This is a genomic window from Streptomyces sp. BoleA5 (assembly GCF_000373665.1).
GTDB lineage: Bacteria > Actinomycetota > Actinomycetes > Streptomycetales > Streptomycetaceae > Actinacidiphila.
The window spans coordinates 47,219-67,415 of the sequence record NZ_KB892094.1 but is presented as its reverse complement, the minus strand read 5'-3'; the positions used below and the strand labels follow the sequence as shown (position 1 = coordinate 67,415).

Sequence of the window (20,197 nt, the reverse complement as noted above, 5' to 3'; positions counted from 1 at the left end):
TCTGCCGACCGGCCCTCCCCCACCCACCCGGAGGGCGACCTCTGGACATTCGGGAGTCACCACAGTGACCGACGTACGTCAGACACCCGGCATCGTCTCCACGCTGTTCCGATCGGAGCAGGGCGGTCACGAGCAGGTCGTGTTGTGCCAGGACCGCGCCAGTGGCCTCAAGGCCGTCATCGCGATCCACTCCACCGCCCTGGGCCCGGCCCTCGGCGGCACCCGCTTCCACGCGTACTCCTCCGACGATGCGGCGGTCGAGGACGCGCTCAACCTCGCCCGCGGCATGTCGTACAAGAACGCCCTCGCCGGCCTCGACCTCGGCGGCGGCAAGGCCGTCATCATCGGCGACCCGGACATGGACAAGTCCGAGGAGCTGCTGCTGGCCTACGGCCGCTTCGTCGCCTCGCTCGGCGGCCGCTACGTCACGGCCTGCGACGTCGGCACCTACGTGGCCGACATGGACGTGGTCTCCCGCACCGCCCCGCAGTGGACCACCGGCCGCTCGCCCGAGAACGGCGGCGCCGGCGACTCCTCCGTGCTGACCGCCTGGGGCGTCTTCCAGGGCATGCGAGCCTCCGCCCAGGCCAAGTGGGGCGACCCCACGCTGCGCGGCCGCAGGGTGGGCGTGGCGGGCGTCGGCAAGGTCGGCCACCACCTGGTGGAGCACCTGCTCAAGGACGGCGCCGAGGTGGTGATCACCGATGTTCGGGGCGAGGCCGTCGACCGGATCATCTCCCGTCACCCGGGGGTAACCGCCGTCTCCGACGCTGACGTCCTGGTCCGCACGCCGCTGGACGTGTACGCGCCCTGCGCGCTCGGTGGCGCCCTGAACGACGACTCGGTGCCCGCCCTCACCGCCTCGATCGTCTGCGGCGCGGCCAACAACCAACTCGCCCACCCGGGCGTCGAGAAGGACCTGGCCGACCGCGGCATCCTGTACGCCCCCGACTACGTCGTGAACGCCGGCGGCGTGATCCAGGTGGCGGACGAGCTGCACGGCTTCGACTTCGACCGGGCCCGCGCCAAGGCGACGAAGATCTTCGACACCACGCTCGCCATCTTCGAGCGCGCCGCCGCCGACGGCATCCCGCCGGCCGCCGCCGCCGACCGGCTGGCCGAGCAGCGCATGGCCGAGCGCACCTCGGCGGAGAGCTGGCTGCGCCCGTGACCCACGGGGCCGCGGCACGTCCGCGGCCCCTCCGGCACGCCCCCGTCCGCGCGTGAAGGGGCGTGTCTTACATCACAAAGCGGACACCCGCGGGGCGCTCCCGACGTACGGTGTGCGCGCGTCCTCGCGTGTCGGGGCGGCTTCCGGCGGGCCTCGGCGACGAGGACGGCGGGCCGGACATCCGACCGTTACCACGCCCCGGCAGCCAGACCGCGGCGGAAGAAGGTAAAATCGCGACTGACCAGCCAGGACGGGGCCATCGACGGCTCCTGCTCCGACGCGCGTCGTGCGGGCGACGTACCGTGCGGCCTCGGAAGCAGGTACCGTTGAAGTCCTACGGACCGGGACTCTCACCCGAGGGCCCGTTCCACATCGTGAACGCGTGTCAAGACTCGGGGCCGTCGAGCCCCACCGTTGAGGGGGTCGAGCCAATGGGGCGCGGCCGGGCCAAGGCCAAGCAGACGAAGGTCGCCCGCCAGCTGAAGTACAACAGCGGCGGTACGGACCTTTCACGTCTGGCCGAAGAGCTGGGCGCATCGTCGACACTGCCGGTCAATCCGGAGGTACAGGAAGACGACGATGACGACGAGCTGGAAGACGACCCGTACGCACGGTACGCGGATCTCTACGGCGACGACGAGGACGACGACGAGGACGACGAGTCCCAGTCCTCATCGCAACGCCGTCGCGCTTGACGCAGCACATTCCGTTCCAGCTTGACCACTGACCCGGTCCGGGCACCGTCCGGACCGGGCTTTGTGCTGCTCAGACCCGTCAGCCCGCGTAGTCCCCGGTCAGCTCGACGGCCTCGGCGTGCTCGCCGCGCTCCACGATCCCGCCGGCCACCCAGGCGTCGAGGCCACGGTCGGCCAGCGTCGTCAGCGCCACGTCCACCGAGCCCTCGGGCACCACGGCGACCATGCCGACGCCCATGTTCAGGGTCTTCTCCAGTTCCAGCCGCTCCACGCCGCCGAGCTCGCCGACCGTGCCGAACACCGCGCCCGGCGTCCACGTCGAACGGTCCACCGTGGCGTGCAGGTGGTCCGGGACGACCCGGGCCAGGTTGTTGGCCAGACCGCCGCCGGTGATGTGCGAGAAGCCGTGCACCTCGGTCGTACGGGTCAGCGCCAGGCAGTCCAGCGAGTAGATGCGGGTCGGCTCCAGCAGCTCCTCGCCGAGGGTGCGGCCGAACTCCGGCACGTCCCGGTCCAGTGCCCAGCCGGCCCGGTCGAAGAGCACGTGCCGGACGAGCGAGTACCCGTTGGAGTGAAGACCGGAGGACGCCATGGCGATCACGACGTCACCCTTACGGATGCGATCCGCGCCCAGCAGCCGGTCGGCCTCGACCACGCCCGTACCGGCGCCGGCGACGTCGAACTCGTCCTCGCCCAGCAGACCCGGGTGCTCGGCCGTCTCGCCGCCGACCAAGGCGCAGCCGGCGAGCACACAGCCCTCGGCGATGCCCTTGACGATGGCCGCGACCCGGTCCGGGAAGACCTTGCCGACGCAGATGTAGTCGGTCATGAAGAGCGGCTCGGCGCCGCAGACGACCAGGTCGTCGACGACCATGCCGACGAGGTCGTGGCCGATGGTGTCGTAGACGCCCATGCGCCGGGCGACGTCGACCTTGGTGCCCACGCCGTCGGTGGCGGAGGCCAGCAGGGGCCGCTCGTAGCGCTTGAGCGCGGAGGCGTCGAAGAGCCCGGCGAAGCCGCCGAGACCGCCCACGACCTCCGGGCGGGTGGCCTTGCCCACCCATTCCTTCATCAGCTCGACCGCGCGGTCGCCCGCCTCGATGTCGACTCCCGCCGCGGCGTAGCTGGCACCGGTGTTCTCGGACATGGCTGTGTTGTGTCCTTGCGTCGAATGCTTACGGGCGACGGAGCGCGTCGGCCGCGTCGGGGCCGCCGGCCAGCTCGGTCTCCAGAAGGTGCTTGCCGAGAAGCTCGGGGTCCGGCAGCTCCATCGGGTACTCGCCGTCGAAGCAGGCCCGGCAGAGGTTGGGCTTGGCGATCGTGGTCGCCTCGACCATCGCGTCGATCGAGATGTACGACAGCGAGTCCGCGTCCAGGGACTTGCAGATCTCGTCGACCGACAGGCCGTTGGCGATCAGCTCCGCGCGGGTGGCGAAGTCGATGCCGAAGAAGCACGGCCACTTGATCGGCGGCGAGGAGATCCGGATGTGGACCTCCGCGGCCCCGGCCTCGCGGAGCATCCGGACCAGCGCGCGCTGCGTGTTGCCGCGGACGATCGAATCGTCCACGACCACCAGGCGCTTGCCCCGGATGACCTCCTTGAGCGGGTTCAGCTTCAGGCGGATGCCCAGCTGCCGGATGGTCTGCGAGGGCTGGATGAAGGTCCGGCCCACGTACGAGTTCTTCACCAGGCCCGAGCCGTACGGGATGCCGCTCTCCTCGGCGTAGCCGACCGCGGCCGGCGTGCCGGACTCCGGGGTCGGTATCACCAGATCGGCCTCGACCGGGGCCTCCTTGGCCAGCCGGCGGCCCATCTCGACCCGGGAGAGGTAGACGTTGCGGCCCGCGATGTCGGTGTCGGGGCGGGCGAGGTACACGTACTCGAAGACGCAGCCCTTGGGGCGGGCGTCGGCGAAGCGGGAGGCGCGCAGCCCGTTCTCGTCGACGGCGATCAGCTCGCCCGGCTCGATCTCGCGGATGAAGCTCGCGCCCACGATGTCCAGCGCGGCGGTCTCCGAGGCGACGACCCAGCCGCGCTCCAGGCGGCCCAGCACCAGCGGGCGGATGCCCTGCGGGTCGCGGGCGGCGTAGAGCGTGTGCTCGTCCATGAAGACCAGGCTGAAGGCGCCCTGTACGTCGGGCAGCACCTTGCGGGCGGCGTCCTCGACGGACAGCGGCTTGCCGTCCTCGTCCACCTGCCCGGCGAGCAGCGCCGTCACCAGGTCGGTGTCGTTGGTCGCCGCGACCCTGGTCGCCCGGCCGTTGCCCTGGGGCAGCGCGGCGACCATCTCGGCCAGCTCGACGGTGTTGACGAGGTTCCCGTTGTGGCCGAGCGCGATGGAGCCGCTGGCCGTGGCGCGGAAGGTGGGCTGGGCGTTCTCCCAGACCGACGCGCCGGTGGTCGAGTAACGGGCATGCCCGACCGCGATGTGGCCCTGCAAGGAGCCGAGGGAGGTCTCGTCGAAGACCTGGGACACAAGGCCCATGTCCTTGAAGACCAGGATCTGGGAGCCGTTGCTCACTGCGATGCCCGCGGACTCCTGTCCGCGGTGCTGCAGGGCGTACAGCCCGAAGTAGGTGAGTTTGGCGACCTCTTCGCCGGGGGCCCAGACACCGAAGACGCCGCAAGCGTCCTGGGGGCCCTTCTCGCCGGGGAGCAGGTCGTGGTTGAGTCGTCCGTCACCACGTGGCACGGCACCGAGTCTAGGGCAGGTTCCGGTGTCGTCCGAACGGGGGAACCCGACAAAAGCGCGTTCTATGCGCGTAAACCCATGGGGCACTTGGGCATGTGACCTTGGTCTAGGGACGCAGTCCGGGGTCGCGGACCATGGCGGTCGGCTCCCCGGGGTCAGCGCGTGGACTGCCCGCCCGGCCCGCCCCGCCCAGGGCTGCGCTACTCGCGAACGTGTTCCGGGTGACGCTGGAGCGGCCGCGCGCGTACCGGGGATGTGGTGGCCTCGGCCACCACCTGCCCGTACGGCGTCGTGGTCCGCAGCACGAGCTCCGCCCCTTCGGACGGCAGGCCGTAGAGCACACCCTCACGCGGCCACTGCGCGGCCGGCCCGACCGTCCGGAACGTCAGCACGGGGTCGGCCTGCCCTCCGTCGGCGGGAAAGATCCCGGTGAACCCACCGTGCCGCACCGCGACCACCCGCAGTACGGGAGCCGGCCCGCCGCGCAGGACCCTCGCGCGGGCGGCGGTCAGGCCCCCGGAGAGCAGCACACCGCCGCCGGCGGCGCCTCCCAGCAGCGTGAGGAGCTGCAGGCCCAGGCGGTCCCCGTACGGTTCCGCCGCCAGCCGTACCCAGTCGCCGTCGACGAGGACAGTGACGGTCGAGCCGCGCTCGTAGTCCTCGGGAAACATCACGTCGACGCGTCGCCGGGTCCCGTCCGCGAGGCGGACGACGACCTGGGCGTCGGCGCGGTTGTCCAACAGCTTCGCGTCGACCCGTTCGGCCACCGCCATGTGCGCCTCGTCCGCACGATCCCCCAGGACCGCGAACACACCGGCAGCCGTTCCGGCCGCCAGCCCAGCCAGCCCCGCAACGATCCGGACCGCTCCGCGCCGCACCCGCACGGTCGGTGCCGGCACCGCGGACGTCACGCCGCCGGACGCCTCCGACGCGAGACCACGCTGCACCCGCCGTGCCCTGAGCCGCAGCACCACTGCGGCCCAGCCCCAGCACAGCGAGACCACCACGCCCGTGTCCGCCGCCCACTCGGCCGGCCCGCCGGACCACGTGGACGGATCGAGCATCCACAGCAGCAGCAAGGGTCCCGCCACCAGCGCTGCCTCCGGCAGCACGACAAGCCACACCACCTGCGCGAAGAAGCCGATCGACCCCACGGCGTCCAGCCACTCCGGACCGCAGGGCGCGGCGCCCGTGCACGGCTCGACCGGGGCCAGCCCGATGGCCGCGATCACCGAGATCAGCAGGGCGGACGCGGGCCACCAGGGCCGAGCCCACACGGCCGGCCGCGCCATGGCCCATCGATGGGTGTCGGCACGGAGCCAGGGGCGGGCCGGTATGTCCTCCGGCGAGGTGATCGGATTCACGAGCGCATTCTGCACGCGCGCGTACGACCTGCCCGCGGCAGGGGCGGCCTCAGCCCCGCAGGGGGAGGTACGGGGCCAGGTCGGCGCGCTCGCCGCTCGCGGAGACGGCCGCCGAGGCGAGGGCCTCGGCCCAGGACGTACGGCCGGTGGCGAGGCGGATCCAGGTCAGCGGGTCCGTCTCGACGACGTTGGGCGGGGTGCCCCGGGTGTGGCGGGGCCCGGGCACGCACTGCACGGCCGCGTACGGCGGGACGCGGACCTCGACGGAGTTGCCGGGCACCGCGACGGCGAGGGTGTCCGCCAGGAGCCGTACGACGGCGGCGACGGCCTGCCGTTCCAGCGGGACGGGCACACCGGTCGCCCGGGCGAGGTCGTCGCTGTGGACGACCAGTTCGAAGAGCCGGGTCACCAGGAAGTCCGTGGACCGCATCGCGCCGGGCGGGACGGCCACCAGTCGCTCGGGCGCCACCGCCTCGTCGAGTACCCCGGCGAGCCCCTGGGCGGCCTCCTCCAGCCGGGCGGCGGCGTCCGCGCCCTCCGTAGCGGCCTCCCGGGTGCCGTCGGCCGGCGGGCCGGCGAAGCACGCCGCCGAGCGGACCCACGTGGCGAGGTCGAGGTCAGCCTTCGCCGGGGCGGGCGCGGCCACCACCCGGGCGACGGCCTCCACCTGCCGGGCGACGTGCAGGACCAGCACGCGCACGTCCCACCCCGGCAGCCCGGAGGGCGCGGTCAGCCGATCCTCCGTCAGTCCGCGGGCCGCGCCCACGACGTGGCCTACCTGCGCGGTGAGCGCGGCACGGGTCCTGGCGGGGTCGTAGGTGCGGGCCTTGCGGGCGGCGGGCGGCATGCCCGCAGCCTACGCGCCGGCCCGGCCCGCACCCCCGACCCGGCGATCAGGCCTGGCGCGGGCGCTCGAAGGTGAGCAGCAGCCCCTGCACGGCGCCCGGGCCGATGCGGCCCTTGACGTCGGCCGAGGTGATCGCCTTCAGCTGCCAGCCGTCCTCGGCGTGCTTGTTGAGCGTCTTCTCCAGCTTGTCGTCGTCGATGGCGTCGCCTATCAGCGACTCGCGGAAGCTGACGACCTTGTACTCGTGCATCGTTGACACCCTTTGTCGTACCGGTGGTTGCGGAACGCACAGTAGTACCGCCGGGTTACGCGGGCCGGACCGGTCCCGCCGCCCGGTCGACGAGGGGTGCCGTCCTCGGAGTCGGCGGAGAGCAGCACCAGTTCGGCGCCCTCGTACGGTGTCCCGAACAGCAGGGAGGTCCGCAGCGCGTCGCCGCGGAACCCGGACGGCGGCTCGGGTTCGGGGTCCACCGGGCAGGAGAACAGCGCCCTGCGGCCCGCGTGGTCGTCGGCCGCGAACACCCACGTACGGCCGTCCTCGTCCTCCGGGGTGAGCACGCGCGGCACCGGATGGGCGCCGCGCCGCAGGGCGCCCGCCCGCACCCGGGCCACGACGCCCACCGCGAGCAGGGCACCGCCCGCCGGCGCCGCCAGGCGGGTCGGCGTCGGAACGGCGGCCGCGCACAGCAGCGAGCCGAGGGCGATGGTGGCAAGACCGCGGCGCAGCGCCGGGAGGGGCTCGGGGAGCGGAAGCCGTACGCCCCGGGCGGCGTTGGCGGCGAGCAGCCGCTGCCGGCGGTGGAACGCCGTACGGTGCCGGGCCCCGCACCAGCACAGCAGCAGCGCGGCGACGGCGGGGACCGCGGCCTGCGGTTCGACCCGCCAGACCAGGAGTGCGGCGAGCACCGGGGCCGTCACGAGGGTGAGTCCCGGCAGTCTGCGGAGCCAGTACAACTGGACGGCCGCCAGCCCGTAGTGCGCCGCCCCGAAGGTCTCCGGGGCCGCCACGGCGGCGGCTGCGGCGGCCGCCACGAGCGCCAGGGCACCCCAGCGCGGCCGGGCCCACGCGGCGGGGCGGCACGCCGTCCAGCGCATGGCGTCACGGCTGCGCCACCGGGGCAGTTCGCCGGGGGTGTCGCGCTCGCTCACGCCTGGAGTATGAGGCCAAGCACCGCCGCGCGGTCAGGGCCCAGGCAACGCGCCCCCGCGCCTGGCGGCACGGGGGCGCGTGCGGAGGGCGGACGGATCAGGCCAGGAGGGCCGGGATCGTGTCCTCGTGAGCCGTGCGGAGCTCGTCCAGGCCGATGCTGAACTCGCCCTGCAGCTCGACCGCGTCACCGTCGACGACACCGATCCGCGTCGCGGGCAGACCGCGCGCACCGCACATGTCGGTGAAGCGGAGCTCCTCGCTGCGCGGCACCGAGACGACCGCCCGGCCCGCCGACTCCGAGAAGAGGAACACGAACGGGTCGAGGCCGTCCGGCACGACCAGCCGCGCCCCGTTGCCGCCGCGCAGGCAGGACTCGACGACGGCCTGGACGAGCCCGCCGTCCGACAGGTCGTGCGCCGCGTCGACCATGCCGTCGCGGGAGGCCGAGATGAGGATCTCGCCGAGCAGCTTCTCGCGCTCCAGGTCCACCGCCGGCGGCAGTCCGCCGAGGTGGTCGTGGACCGCCTGGGACCAGGCGGAGCCGCCCAGCTCCTCCTTGGTGTCGCCCAGCAGGTAGAGCAGCTGGCCCTGGTCCTTGAAGGCGACCGGGGTGCGGCGCGTGACGTCGTCGATCACACCGAGCACCGCCACGACGGGCGTCGGGTGGATGGCGACGTCACCGGTCTGGTTGTAGAGCGAGACGTTGCCGCCGGTGACCGGCGTGCCCAGCTCCAGGCAGCCGTCGGCGAGGCCGCGGCAGGCCTCGGCGAACTGCCACATCGCGGCCGGGTCCTCGGGCGAGCCGAAGTTGAGGCAGTCCGAGACCGCCAGCGGCTTGGCGCCGGAGGTGGCGACGTTGCGGTACGCCTCCGCCAGCGCCAGCTGCGCCCCGGTGTACGGGTCGAGCTTGGCGTAGCGGCCGTTGCCGTCGGTGGCGACCGCGACGCCGAGGTTGGTGTCCTCGTCGATGCGGATCATGCCGGAGTCCTCCGGCTGGGCCAGCACGGTGTTGCCCTGCACGAAGCGGTCGTACTGGTCGGTGATCCACGACTTCGACGCCTGGTTGGGGTGGGCGACCATGGTCAGGACCTGGGCCCGCAGCTCCTCGGCGGATGCCGGGCGCGGCAGCTTGTTGGCGTCGTCGGCCTGGAGCGCGTCCTGCCACGCGGGGCGGGCGTAGGGGCGCTCGTACACCGGGCCCTCGTGGGCGACGGTGCGCGGCGGGACGTCGACGATCTGCTCGCCGTGCCAGAAGATCTCCAGCCGGTCGCCGTCGGTGACCTCACCGATGACGGTGGCGATCACGTCCCACTTCTCGCAGATCTCAAGGAAGCGGTCGACGTACCGCGGCTCGACGATGGCGCACATGCGCTCCTGCGACTCGCTCATGAGGATCTCCTCCGGCGAGAGCGTCGCGTCGCGCAGCGGCACGGTGTCCAGCTCGACCCGCATGCCGCCGGAGCCGGCCGAGGCCAGCTCGGAGGTGGCGCAGGACAGGCCGGCGCCGCCGAGGTCCTGGATGCCGGCGACCAGCTTCTCCTTGAAGATCTCCAGGGTGCACTCGATGAGCAGCTTCTCCTGGAAGGGGTCGCCGACCTGGACGGCGGGGCGCTTGGTCGGGCCGGTGTCGGAGAAGGTCTCGGACGCGAGCACGGAGACGCCGCCGATGCCATCGCCGCCGGTGCGGGCGCCGTAGAGGATGACCTTGTTGCCGGCCCCGGAGGCCTTGGCCAGGTGGATGTCCTCGTGCTTCATCACACCGACACACAGGGCGTTGACCAGCGGGTTGCCCTGGTAGCAGGCGTCGAAGACGACCTCGCCGCCGATGTTGGGCAGGCCCAGGCAGTTGCCGTAGCCGCCGACCCCCGCGACGACTCCCGGCAGGACGCGCTTGGTGTCGGGGTGGTCCGGCGCGCCGAAGCGCAGCGGGTCCATGACGGCCACCGGGCGGGCGCCCATGGCGAGGATGTCGCGAACGATGCCGCCGACGCCGGTGGCCGCGCCCTGGTACGGCTCGATGTACGAGGGGTGGTTGTGCGACTCGACCTTGAAGGTGACCGCGTAGCCCTGGCCCACGTCCACGACGCCGGCGTTCTCGCCGATGCCGACCAGCAGGGCGTCGTTGGCGGGGGCCTTCTCGCCGAACTGGCGCAGGTGGATCTTGCTGCTCTTGTACGAGCAGTGCTCGGACCACATGACGGAGTACATGGCGAGCTCGGCACCGGTGGGACGGCGGCCGAGGATCTCGCGGATGCGGTCGTACTCGTCCTGCTTCAGACCGAGCTCGGACCACGGCTGCTCGGTGTCCGGAGTCTCGGTGGCGTGCTTCACGGAATCGAGTGTCATGACGCGTGAACCAGCTTCTTGAGGATCGAGGTGAAGAATCCGAGGCCGTCGGTGCGGCCGGTCCCGATCAGCGACTCGACGGCGTGCTCGGGATGCGGCATGAGGCCCACGACATTGCCCGCGGCGTTGGTGATGCCGGCGATGTCCCGGAGCGAGCCATTGGGGTTCCAGTCCGCGTAGCGGAACACCACACGGCCCTCCGCCTCCAGCTCGTCGAGGACGCGCTCGTCGGCGACGTAGCGGCCGTCGATGTTCTTCAGCGGGATGCTGATCTCCTGGTCCTGCTCGTAATCGGCGGTCCAGGAGGTCGAGTTGTTCTCGACGCGCAGCTTCTGGTCCCTGCAGATGAAGTGCAGGTGATTGTTGCGCAGCATCGCGCCCGGCAGCAGATGCGTCTCGGTGAGCACCTGGAAGCCGTTGCAGATACCGAGGACGGGAAGGCCGTCCTTGGCACCGGCGATGATCGACTCCATCACGGGCGAGAAGCGGGAAATCGCCCCGGCCCGGAGATAGTCGCCGTAACTGAATCCACCGGGCAGGACGACGGCGTCCACCTGGTGGAGATCCTTGTCACGGTGCCACAGCGGCACCGGTTCGGCGCCGGCGACGCGGACCGCGCGCTGGGTGTCCCGGTCGTCGAGCGTCCCGGGGAAGGTGACGACACCGATACGTGCGGTCACGACTCCACCTTCACGGTGAAGTCCTCGATCACGGTGTTGGCGAGGAAGGTCTCGGCCATCTTGCGGATACGGGCGAGGGCGGCGTCGTCGACCGGCCCCTCCAGTTCGAGCTCAAAACGCTTGCCCTGGCGGACGTCGGCGATTCCCTCGAACCCAAGACGCGGCAGCGCGCGCTGCACCGCCTGGCCCTGGGGGTCGAGGATCTCCGGCTTGAGCATGACGTCGACTACGACGCGTGCCACGGTCACTCCCGGTGGTGTGCTGCGGTGAGATGTCCCCACCGTACCCCGCCGAAAAATCTACGCGGGTAGATATTCCAGGATGGTCACGGTATATCCGTCGGCCGGATTGCCTCCGGGACGCCCGGAGGAATTGGCCGAGCGGTTGCGGCGAAAAAGAGCGGACCGGTAAATGGAAAAGCATTGACCCCGGCCCTGAGGCTTCGATACAACAACGGGGCCAACGCAGGCCCCAGGCCTTCTCCATTGAAAGGACCGGCATCCATGGCGCAGCGCGTAGTGGTCACGCTCTCCGACGACCTCGACGGCGGTGAAGCGGCGGAAACGGTCTCTTTCGGCCTCGACGGCAAGTCGTACGAGATCGACCTGTCCGCCGGCAACGCCGACAAGCTCCGCGAGGCCCTCGCGCCCTACGTCGAGGCGGGACGCCGCCGCAGCCGGCTCGGCAAGGCCTTCAAGCACACCTCGCTCGCCCCCGACCCGGCCGCCGTACGCGCCTGGGCGCTCTCCCGGGGCTTCGACGTGCCGCCGCGCGGCCGCATCCCCAAGAAGCTCTACGAGGCGTACGCCGAGGCCGGATGACCCTCCGGGCGGCGCCCCGGACCGCAAGGCGGGGGCGCCGCGGGAATCACCCGGAAGAAGCGATTGGACAGCGACCCCTGTTGATCCGCTAGAGTCTGGAGCACGCCGAGGGCGGGCCGAAAGGCCAGGCTCCCGGGCGACGCGGGTGTAGTTCAGTAGCAGAACATCCCCCTTCCAGGGGGAAGGCGCAGTGTGCGATCCCTGTCACCCGCTCTGATTGCTCGACCGATCCTGAGGATCGGGTACAGTAGTCGCCGTGCGGACGTGGCTCAGTTGGTAGAGCATCACCTTGCCAAGGTGAGGGTCGCGAGTTCGAATCTCGTCGTCCGCTCTTGAAAGAGGACCCCGGTCGAATCATCGACCGGGGTCCTCTTCGTTTTCCCGGCCGCGGCGGCGTGTGACGGTTCCCACAGGGCGGACACCCGAACTCCCCTCCGGCGGGCGGTGATCGCCGCGACGCGGTGTCCCTGTCCGCTCCGGGGCCGGCCGCGCACCGGGCGCCCGAGCGTGCCGTGGGCCGCCCTGCGGCACGCCGTGGGACCGGAGTTGGCGTCCGCCGGCGAACACGGCCACGGGCGCCCGCAGGTCCGCGAAGGGGCTCTCGCCCGCGCGGTGCGCCCGTCGCCGGCACTGCGGGACACGACGCGGGCAACCCGCCGTGCCGGGGTGTGTGCCCAAGGCCCCGCGCGTTGGCTATAGTGGATGACGCACCGCACGGGAACGCGCGGAGCAGGCGGACGTAGCTCAGTTGGTAGAGCGCAACCTTGCCAAGGTTGAGGTCGCGAGTTCGAGCCTCGTCGTCCGCTCAGCAGGAAGGCCCCGGTCGGGACGACCGGGGCCTTCGGTGTTCCTGGGGCGGCTGGGCCGTTCGGCGTCCGGCGCGGACACCGCACGCGGACCGCGTGCCCGTGGCGTCCCGGCCACACCCGCCGCACACCCGGCACACACCCGGCACACACCCGCCGCACGCCCGCCGCACGGAGAGAAGCGGCGGGCACGGCGGGCCGCGGACGGGCTACCAGCTGAGGCCGGTGAGCCGCTCGTACGCCTCGATGTACTTGGCGCGGGTCTGCTCCACCACCCGCTCCGGCAGGGCCGGCGGGGGCTGCTCGCCGCGGCGGTCCCAGCCGGACTCCGCGGAGGTCAGCCAGTCGCGGACGAACTGCTTGTCGAAGGAGGGCTGGGCGTGGCCCGGCTCCCACAGGTCCGAGGGCCAGAAGCGCGACGAGTCCGGGGTCAGCACCTCGTCGGCGATGGTCAGCACCTCACCGTCGAAGCCGAACTCGAACTTGGTGTCGGCCAGGAGGATGCCGCGCTCGCGGGCGATGTCCCGGGCCCGGCCGTAGACCGCGAGGGTGCTCTGGCGCAGCTGCGCCGCGGTGTCGGCGCCGACCTGGCGGGCGACCTCCTCGTAGCTGACGTTCTCGTCGTGCTCGCCCACCTCGGCCTTGGTGGCCGGGGTGAAGATCGGCGCGGGCAGCTCGGAGCCGTCCACCAGGCCCTCGGGGAGGGTCACCCCGCACACCGTGCGGTCGGCGTCGTACTCGAGCAGGCCGGAGCCGGCCAGGTAGCCGCGCGCCACGCACTCGACGGGGACCATGTCCAGCGGCTTGCAGACCGTCGTCCGCCCCACCCAGTCGGCGGGGGCGCCCTCGGGGAGGTCGGTGGACAGCACATGGTGCGGCACCAGGTCGGCGATCTGGTCGAACCACCACAGCGACAACCGGGTCAGGACGCGGCCCTTGTCCGGGATCTCGGTGGGCAGCACCCAGTCGTACGCGGACATCCGGTCGCTGGCGACCATCACCAGCTCCCCTGCCTCGTTCTGGTACAGCTCGCGCACCTTGCCGGTGTGCAGGTGCACCAGGCCCGGTACTTGCGCGGGCTCGGGCTTGTGGACGAATCCGGACATGGGTCCTCCCCGATCGGCGGTTCGGTTCCCGATTCTCCCGTACTCGTGCCAGGCGGGCGCGACGCGGGGTCAGCCGTGCTTGCAGATGTGGTCCAGGAGGTTGGCGGTGGCGCGCTGGATACGGGGGTCGACGTGGCCCGGGCGGTCCAGCGCCGGGGACCAGGCGAAGGTGCCGGAGGCGAAGACCAGCGCCCCGCCGGGCGCCCGGTACAGGGAGGTCTCCTGGTGCGCCCGGCGGCCCGCCGAGTCCTCGTACGGGGAGTGCGCGAGCAGGATCCGCTCCATGTAGTCGGGCAGCTGTGTACGCGGGAAGTAACGGTCCGCCTCGCCCGCGACCAGGCCCGGGATCTCCTCGCCCTCCTCGGCGCCGGTGGCCTCCCACAGCCAGTGGCCGGCGTTCCGCACCACCAGCGGGGACGGTTCGGGCACCCGGCCCGCGTACTGCACGCCGATCAGCAGCTGTTCGGGCTCGCCCATGTCGCGCCACAGGGCGCTGCGGCCCGGCGGGTGGCCGCGGCGCTTGCGGCAGCTGAGCAAACGGTCGGGGTCGCCGGACGGGGAGGGGCCCAGCTCGGTCTGCCAGTACATGGTGTTGGCGGACAGGAAGACCAGTGAGGTGCCGCCGTCCCTGGCCGCCTCGACGGCGCGCCGCATGGGGACCGACCAGTACTCGTCGTGACCGGGGAAGACCATGCCCCGGTAGCGCGAAGGATCGATCCGCCCCGCGTGCAGGTCGCGGGCGTCGGCGTAGGCCAGGTCGTAGCCGTAGCGCTCGGCCCAGCGGATGAAGTCGTAGGCGTGGCCGACGTGCAGCGGGAGGCCCGCGCCCGCGTACGGGCGGTCGAAGGAGACGGTGACAGCGGCCTCCTCCTCGCCCAGCAGGCGGCCCTTCTCGTCCCACGCGTGGTACAGGCTGGCGCCCGTGCGGCCGTCCTCGGGGTAGAGGTTGTACGCCTGCCAGGTGACGTCGGGCAGCAGTAGGAGCAGATCGGCCGGCCGGTCGTCGCGCACGGTGAACGGGATGTGGCTGCGGTAGCCGTCCTGGGTGGTGAGGACGGCGACATAGGCGCCGGGCTTCCAGTGCGAGGGCACCTGCAGCCGCCAGGACTGCCACCAGTGGTGGCAGGAGACCGTGCGCCCGGCCGCCAGCGGTGTGGGCTGGACGATGCCGGACAGCCGGGGGCTGGACGTGAACTGGGCGGCGCCGTCCCCGCTGTAGTGGCCGATCCGGTAGACGTCGATGCCGAAGCTCTGCGGCGGGTCGACGGTGATCCGGAAGTCGATGGCGTCGCCGGGGGCCACGGAGGCGCCCGGCGCGAAGCCCTTGACCTGGCACCGCACGTCGTCGGCGGCGCGCGGACCGGGTACGCGGGGCGTACGCCCCACGGTGTCGCCCGGGGAGCCCCCGGGTTCCCCGCGGCTCGCCGCCAGGTCGACGTACCACGGCACGACCTGGCCGGTGTCGTCCAGATACTGCACCGCACCACGCAGCCACGGCACCGGGCCCTGCCCGAAGGGGTCGGTGACCCCGTGCGCCAGTGCCCCGGACTGCCAGCGGCGGACCTGCTCCTTCACCACGATGGTCCCCTCCTCGTCGTCCCCCGAGGTGGTGTGCATGTGCGCACATCCAGCACATCACAGGATGCGCTGACTTGGTTACTGTTCGTGGTGCATTATCGCCAGGATTTCACGCCGGGGCGGACAAACCCCGCCAATTTTCCGTCAGATGAGCCGTATCGGCTTCTCGGGGCGTACGCCCACGGCACTGAGCCAGGAACGCAGGGGGGCGGCGTCGCCGTTCTCCACGAGCCGGAGCACGGGCCAGGCCAGATCTCCCTTGCGTACCCCGCCGACCAGCAGGGCCGGTCCGTCCAGCCAGTCCAGGCCCGGGGCGGCGCCGGCGGTGTCCACCGCGGCGCAGCAGACCATCGCGGTCACGTGGTCGGTGAGCAGCTCGCGGCCGGTCCGCGGCGGGAGCAGGTGGTAGACGGGCGTGAAAGCGCCCTCGGGCGGGACCTGGCCGGCGGACTCCTCCCGCACGGCCGCATCGCGCACGGCCTCCTCACGGGCCACGTGCCGGGTGATGCGGGCCGCCAGCTCCTCGCCGCCGCCCGCGGCGAGCCGCTCCAGCACCCGGGCCAGGGTCGCACGCCCCGGTGCGTCACAGTCGTCCACCGCGCTCCTGGACCCGCCGGAGGCCACGGATATGCGCCGGCTCCCGGGGACCCCCGCGGGCTCGTGCACCTCGTCCAGGACGCTGACCAGGCGGGAGGCGTCGCTGCGCCAGATGCGGTCCACGACCTCCTGCGGATAGGTGTCCCAGCCGACGGGCGCCCACTCCGGGCCGGACCGCCGCGGGCCGCCGTGGAACAGCCGGGCGGCGAGCAGCGAGGCCGCCTCGTCCACCGTGCCGGGCTCGTCCAGCAGGTCGCACGCCGGGCGCTCGCCGAGGCGGGTCTCGAAGCCCTCGGCCAGCCGGTCCCGCCGGGACAGCTCGGTCAGGGCCGCGACCACGCCCGCGTCGAGGCGGGACGGCCAGCGCCCCATGCGCCAGGCGGGCAGCGCGACCCGGGTCAGCAGCCGGTCCCACCCCGCGTAGGCCAGCCCCACCTGCTCCTGGGCGACGATGCGGAGCCCGTAGTCGACGGCCTGGGCCCGCTCGGATGCGGAGGCGGCCACCGCGCGCTCCATCTCCGCCGCGTGCGCCCGGCAGCCGCGCAGCAGCAGCTTGGCGACCCAGCCCAGGAACCCGTACGCGGGGCGGCGCACAAGGCCGACCGCCGAGGACTCCCGGGGGGCGGTCGCCACGCCGACGGCGGCGTCCAGGCCGCGCACGAAGCGGCGGGCGGCCGCGATGTCGGGATCGGCGGCCGGGCCCGTACCCGCCACGACGGGGGCGAGCAGGGCGCGCAGCTCCGCGACCCGCATCCACCACATGAACGGCGAGCCGATCACCAGCGCGGGCGCCTCGGACGGCGCGCTGCGCCGCCGCCGGTGGGTGCGGTCCTCCAGCCAGCTGTCGCAGTCCGGGGTCAGCTCTATCGCCGAGGGGGCCGGTACCTGCAGGCGGACGGCCAGGTCACGCACCATGCGGTACAGGTCGGGGGCGGATGCCTCGGAGACGGCCACGGTCGGGCTCACGGCCGGCCTGGCCCGTACGATCACCGCCGCGACACCGGCCGCGAGCAGCAGCACGAGCAGCGCGCCCGCGACCACCGCCCAGCGCAGCACCTCGGAGGCGTCGCCGACGATGCGGCCCGTCGCGCCGCCGACCAGCAGTACGACAGCCACCGCCGCGGGCAGCAGCGCGACCGCCAGCGCGGCGCTGCGGATGCGCAGGACGGCGAGCGCGCGTGACCGCGCGTGACCCTCACCTGCTTCCCCGGCCAACGGTGTGCTCACCCCCAAGCTGCTGACGCGACTGCATGCCCCCACTGTCGCACCGCCCACCGACACCGCAATGCCGGTAGGGCCGATAGTGCGGTGATGACGGGGTGCCACAGTGCGCTTGCCGGGCACAGTAGTTGGGCTCGGGGCTCACGTCAGCAGGATGGCGAAGGCATCACCCCTTGGAGTGGCCTTGCCCGCTGATTCAGGCCTGGGCGGCCTTCTCTGCGATATCCGAACGGTGGTGCGAGCCCTTCAGCCCGATACGTCCCACCGCCCGGTAGGCGCGCTTCCTGGCCTCGGCCAGATCGGCACCGGTGGCCGTGACGGACAGTACGCGGCCCCCGGCGCTCACCACGCGGCCCTCCGCGTCCGCCGCGGTGCCCGCGTGCAGCACGTAGGCGTGCTCGTCCCGCTCCGCGACCTCGTCCAGGCCCGTGATCGGGTCGCCGGTGCGCGGGGTGCCGGGGTAGTTCTCCGAGGCGACGACCACCGTCACGGCGGCGCCGTCGCTCCAGCGCAGCGGGGGGAAGTCGGCCAGCCGGCCGGTCGCCGCGGCGCGCAGCAGGCCCGCCAGCGGGGTCCTGAGCCGGGCCAGCACGACCTGCGTCTCCGGGTCGCCGAAGCGCGCGTTGAACTCGATCACCCGCACACCGCGCGAGGTGATCGCCAGCCCCGCGTAGAGCAGTCCGGCGAAGGGGGTGCCACGGCGGCGCAGCTCGTCGACGGTGGGCTGGAGCACCGTGCGCTCCACCTCCTCGACCAGCCGCGGATCGGCCCACGGCAGCGGGCTGTACGCGCCCATGCCACCGGTGTTGGGACCCTCGTCGGCGTCGTGGGCGCGCTTGAAGTCCTGCGCGGGCTGCAGCGGGACCACCGTCTCGCCGTCGGTGACGGCGAACAGGGAGACCTCGGGGCCGTCCAGGTACTCCTCGATGACGACGCGCTCGCAGGAGTTGGCGTGCGCCCGCGCGGCCTCCAGGTCGTCGGTCACCACGACGCCCTTGCCCGCGGCGAGACCGTCGTCCTTCACGACGTACGGGGCGCCGAAGGCGTCCAGCGCGTCGTCCACCTCGGCGGGGGTGGTGCACACATAGGAACGGGCGGTCGGCACGCCGGCCGCGGCCATCACGTCCTTGGCGAACGCCTTCGAGCCCTCCAGGGCCGCCGCCTGCCCGGAAGGACCGAAGCAGTCGATGCCGCGGGCGCGCACGGCGTCGGCCACACCCGCCACGAGGGGGGCCTCCGGGCCCACCACGACGAAGTCGGCGCCGAGCCGCTCGGCGAGATCCGCCACGGCCGCGCCGTCCAGGGCGTCGACCGCGTGCAGCTCCGCCACCTCGGCGATGCCGGCGTTCCCGGGCGCGCAGTGCAGCGACTCCACGTCGGGGTCGAGGGAAAGGGCACGGCACAGGGCGTGTTCGCGGGCTCCGCCGCCGATCACAAGCACGTTCACGGTGCCCAGGGTATCGGCTGCCGGCCTCCGCCCCGCGGGCCGGTCGCCACGGCTCCCGGCTCACTCTTTCGGGTGCCCGCGGCGCGAACCCATACCTGATCAAGCAACTCGTAAGGGCGGAAACTGCCGGATGACGCTCGCGGGGTCAGCCGTTCGGCGGTAAGAAGGTGCCTCGTCATCGGAAGTCGCGAGGGAGCGTGCAGGTGAGCCAGCCGGACATGTATCCCGAGGAGGTCCCCCGGGAGAAGCCGAAGCGGCGCGCGCTGCACAGGCAGGAGGACCTGCGGGCGCTGCCCTTCCCGCTCGGCGACTGGGGGGAGCCGGCCGAGCGGCTGGAGGAGCTCTACCGCTGGGTGGAGGCGGACGCCCTGCGCACCGTCGAGTGGTACCTCGCCGACCGCCTGCGCAAGCGCCGCTGGGCCAGGTCGCTCCGGGTCGGCGCCGCCCTCTTCGCCACGTCCGGCGCCGTGCTCGCCGTCATGGGCGCGGGCGGCCGCATCCGCTGGGCGTACGCCGCGCTGGTGCTGGCGGTCGTGTGCGTGGGCCTGGACCGCTACCTCGGGCTGACGGCGGGCTGGATGCGGGACATGGCGACCGCCCAGGCCGTGCAGCGCCGGATGGAGGCGCTGCGCTTCGACTGGGCGTCCGAGTCGGTCCGCGAGGTCCTGGGCCCGACGGAGGGCACGGCGGCCGAGGCCGCCGAGCGCTGCCTTTCGGTGCTGCGCCGCTTCAGTGAGGACGTCTCGGAGCTGGTGCGCTGCGAGACCGCCGACTGGATGGTGGACTTCCGGGCCGGTGCCGCCCCGCTGCGGACCCAGTCCCTCACCTGGGCGGGGAGCACCCGGGGCGCTGAGGGCGCCTCGTCCGGCAGCGGCGGCCGGTTCCCGCTGCTGCCCGGCGGTCGGCCGAGCATGCCGCGCCAGCGCCCTCCGGAGGGCCCCCGCGCGAGCTGACCACCGCCGGGAGCGCCCCCGGACCCGGGCCTAACTGAAGACGATCATCGAACCCTGACCCAGCGCACGCGTCGCCGCCGCGTGCAGCCCGAGCCACACGTGGCGCTCCCGCGCGAAGGGGCTGCCGTCGTGGTACGCCGGCGGGGCCGCCGGCTCCTCCAGCTCGGTGGGTCCGGCAGGCGGCGCCGGGGCGGGCGGAGGGTTGCGCGGGTCGATGCCGATCACCGGGGCGACGAACTCGAGCTCGCGCAGCAGGCCGTGGGCGGAGCCCAGTGGGCCGCCGGCGTCGAGGAGTTCGTCGTTGACCAGCGGGTGGGCGAAGTCGAGGGGGACGTACGCGCCCGCGTGGTCGTAGTGCCAGACGAGATGCGACTGCTGGGCGGTGGTCTCGAACATCTCCAGCAACTGCTCGTAGTCGCCGCCGAGTTCGTCGACCGGGGCGACCGCGAGGCCCTGGATGTGCAGCAGGTACGCGCGGCGCAGGAAGTGCAGCGCGTCGTAGTCGAAGCCCGCGACCGGGGCCACGTCGCCGGACAGGCCCGGCATGTAGCTGTAGACGGGCACCGGGGGGAGCCCGGCGTCGTTCAACGCCTTGTCATAGCGGGCGATCTCCTCGGCGAACGGGTTGTCGGGGCTGTGGCAGAGCACGTCCACCAGGGGAACCAGCCACAAGTCGCAGGCCACAGGCGCTCAAAGTCCTTCCGTGCGTGGTCGGACCAGCG

General features: G+C 72.7%; 18 protein-coding genes and 3 tRNA genes. 7 read left to right on the top strand and 14 right to left on the bottom strand.

The window, feature by feature from the left end; all coding sequences use genetic code 11:
• Nucleotides 1–64 precede the first annotated feature (64 nt).
• Together B085_RS0109825 and B085_RS0109820 are read left to right on the top strand one after the other, a co-directional pair.
• Nucleotides 65–1,171 (top strand): Leu/Phe/Val dehydrogenase, encoded by a 1,107-nt coding sequence (locus B085_RS0109825; protein ID WP_018558403.1) that lies wholly within the window; start codon nt 65–67, stop codon nt 1,169–1,171.
• Nucleotides 1,172–1,497: 326 nt separating this feature from the next.
• Entirely contained in the window at nt 1,498–1,866 is a 369-nt protein-coding gene (locus B085_RS0109820; protein WP_234018540.1) for a DUF3073 domain-containing protein, read from the top strand.
• A gap of 79 nt (nt 1,867–1,945) precedes the next feature.
• Here the strand turns inward: B085_RS0109820 and purM are convergent, their stop codons facing one another.
• The 9 genes from purM to purS all read right to left on the bottom strand — a co-directional run bounded on the left by purM (nt 1,946) and on the right by purS (nt 11,188).
• Nucleotides 1,946–3,013 (bottom strand): phosphoribosylformylglycinamidine cyclo-ligase, encoded by a 1,068-nt coding sequence (gene purM / locus B085_RS0109815; RefSeq protein ID WP_018558401.1) that lies wholly within the window; start codon nt 3,011–3,013, stop codon nt 1,946–1,948.
• Between the two features lie 28 nt (nt 3,014–3,041).
• Entirely contained in the window at nt 3,042–4,559 is a 1,518-nt protein-coding gene (gene purF, locus B085_RS0109810) for an amidophosphoribosyltransferase (RefSeq protein ID WP_018558400.1), read from the bottom strand.
• A gap of 200 nt (nt 4,560–4,759) precedes the next feature.
• On the bottom strand, nt 4,760–5,923 hold the full coding sequence (locus B085_RS41900) for a hypothetical protein (protein WP_158689703.1): 1,164 nt from the start codon (nt 5,921–5,923) through the stop codon (nt 4,760–4,762).
• A gap of 49 nt (nt 5,924–5,972) precedes the next feature.
• On the bottom strand, nt 5,973–6,770 hold the full coding sequence (locus B085_RS0109800) for a maleylpyruvate isomerase family mycothiol-dependent enzyme (RefSeq protein ID WP_018558398.1): 798 nt from the start codon (nt 6,768–6,770) through the stop codon (nt 5,973–5,975).
• A 46-nt stretch (nt 6,771–6,816) separates the two neighbouring features.
• Nucleotides 6,817–7,020 carry a DUF4177 domain-containing protein gene (locus tag B085_RS0109795; RefSeq protein WP_018558397.1) on the bottom strand — a complete coding sequence of 68 codons (204 nt, stop codon included), beginning with the start codon at nt 7,018–7,020 and terminating at the stop codon, nt 6,817–6,819.
• Entirely contained in the window at nt 6,981–7,919 is a 939-nt protein-coding gene (locus B085_RS0109790) for a hypothetical protein (protein ID WP_018558396.1), read from the bottom strand. The genes B085_RS0109795 and B085_RS0109790 overlap by 40 nt, the downstream gene beginning before the upstream one ends.
• A 97-nt stretch (nt 7,920–8,016) precedes the next feature.
• A complete protein-coding gene (gene purL / locus B085_RS0109785) occupies nt 8,017–10,266 on the bottom strand; it encodes a phosphoribosylformylglycinamidine synthase subunit PurL (protein WP_018558395.1) in 2,250 nt (749 codons plus the stop codon).
• Nucleotides 10,263–10,946, bottom strand: a complete 684-nt coding sequence (gene purQ / locus B085_RS0109780) for a phosphoribosylformylglycinamidine synthase subunit PurQ (RefSeq protein ID WP_018558394.1) — start codon at nt 10,944–10,946, stop codon at nt 10,263–10,265. The genes purL and purQ overlap by 4 nt, the downstream gene beginning before the upstream one ends.
• Nucleotides 10,943–11,188, bottom strand: coding sequence for a phosphoribosylformylglycinamidine synthase subunit PurS (gene purS, locus B085_RS0109775; RefSeq protein WP_026250862.1), 246 nt, complete (start codon nt 11,186–11,188; stop codon nt 10,943–10,945). The genes purQ and purS overlap by 4 nt, the downstream gene beginning before the upstream one ends.
• Nucleotides 11,189–11,449: 261 nt before the next feature.
• On the opposite strand from purS, the gene B085_RS0109770 reads away from it, so the two are divergent.
• The 4 genes from B085_RS0109770 to B085_RS0109755 all read left to right on the top strand — a co-directional run bounded on the left by B085_RS0109770 (nt 11,450) and on the right by B085_RS0109755 (nt 12,573).
• Nucleotides 11,450–11,767 (top strand): histone-like nucleoid-structuring protein Lsr2, encoded by a 318-nt coding sequence (locus tag B085_RS0109770; protein WP_018558392.1) that lies wholly within the window; start codon nt 11,450–11,452, stop codon nt 11,765–11,767.
• A 141-nt stretch (nt 11,768–11,908) separates the two neighbouring features.
• A tRNA-Gly gene (locus B085_RS0109765) sits at nt 11,909–11,980 on the top strand.
• Nucleotides 11,981–12,025: 45 nt separating this feature from the next.
• Nucleotides 12,026–12,098, top strand: a tRNA-Gly gene (locus B085_RS0109760).
• 402 nt (nt 12,099–12,500) lie between these two features.
• A tRNA-Gly gene (locus B085_RS0109755) sits at nt 12,501–12,573 on the top strand.
• A 209-nt stretch (nt 12,574–12,782) separates the two neighbouring features.
• On the opposite strand, the gene B085_RS0109750 is transcribed toward B085_RS0109755, so the two are convergent.
• From B085_RS0109750 to purD, 4 genes are all read right to left on the bottom strand, one after another.
• The gene (locus B085_RS0109750; RefSeq protein WP_018558391.1) at nt 12,783–13,679 is read right to left on the bottom strand and encodes a phosphoribosylaminoimidazolesuccinocarboxamide synthase; all 897 of its coding nucleotides are present in this window, start codon (nt 13,677–13,679) and stop codon (nt 12,783–12,785) included.
• Nucleotides 13,680–13,748: 69 nt separating this feature from the next.
• On the bottom strand, nt 13,749–15,257 hold the full coding sequence (locus B085_RS0109745) for a N,N-dimethylformamidase beta subunit family domain-containing protein (protein ID WP_037731533.1): 1,509 nt from the start codon (nt 15,255–15,257) through the stop codon (nt 13,749–13,751).
• Between the two features lie 144 nt (nt 15,258–15,401).
• Nucleotides 15,402–17,081 carry a hypothetical protein gene (locus B085_RS0109740; protein ID WP_234018539.1) on the bottom strand — a complete coding sequence of 560 codons (1,680 nt, stop codon included), beginning with the start codon at nt 17,079–17,081 and terminating at the stop codon, nt 15,402–15,404.
• A 190-nt stretch (nt 17,082–17,271) separates the two neighbouring features.
• Nucleotides 17,272–18,522: a phosphoribosylamine--glycine ligase gene (gene purD / locus B085_RS0109735; protein ID WP_018558388.1), complete on the bottom strand. Its 1,251-nt coding sequence runs from the start codon at nt 18,520–18,522 to the stop codon at nt 17,272–17,274.
• Nucleotides 18,523–18,725: 203 nt separating this feature from the next.
• Between purD and B085_RS0109730 the strand changes: the two genes are divergently transcribed.
• Nucleotides 18,726–19,475: an SLATT domain-containing protein gene (locus B085_RS0109730; protein ID WP_037731522.1), complete on the top strand. Its 750-nt coding sequence runs from the start codon at nt 18,726–18,728 to the stop codon at nt 19,473–19,475.
• 30 nt (nt 19,476–19,505) lie between these two features.
• Here the strand turns inward: B085_RS0109730 and B085_RS0109725 are convergent, their stop codons facing one another.
• Nucleotides 19,506–20,159 (bottom strand): hypothetical protein, encoded by a 654-nt coding sequence (locus tag B085_RS0109725; protein ID WP_018558386.1) that lies wholly within the window; start codon nt 20,157–20,159, stop codon nt 19,506–19,508.
• Between the last annotated feature and the right edge of the window lie 38 nt (nt 20,160–20,197).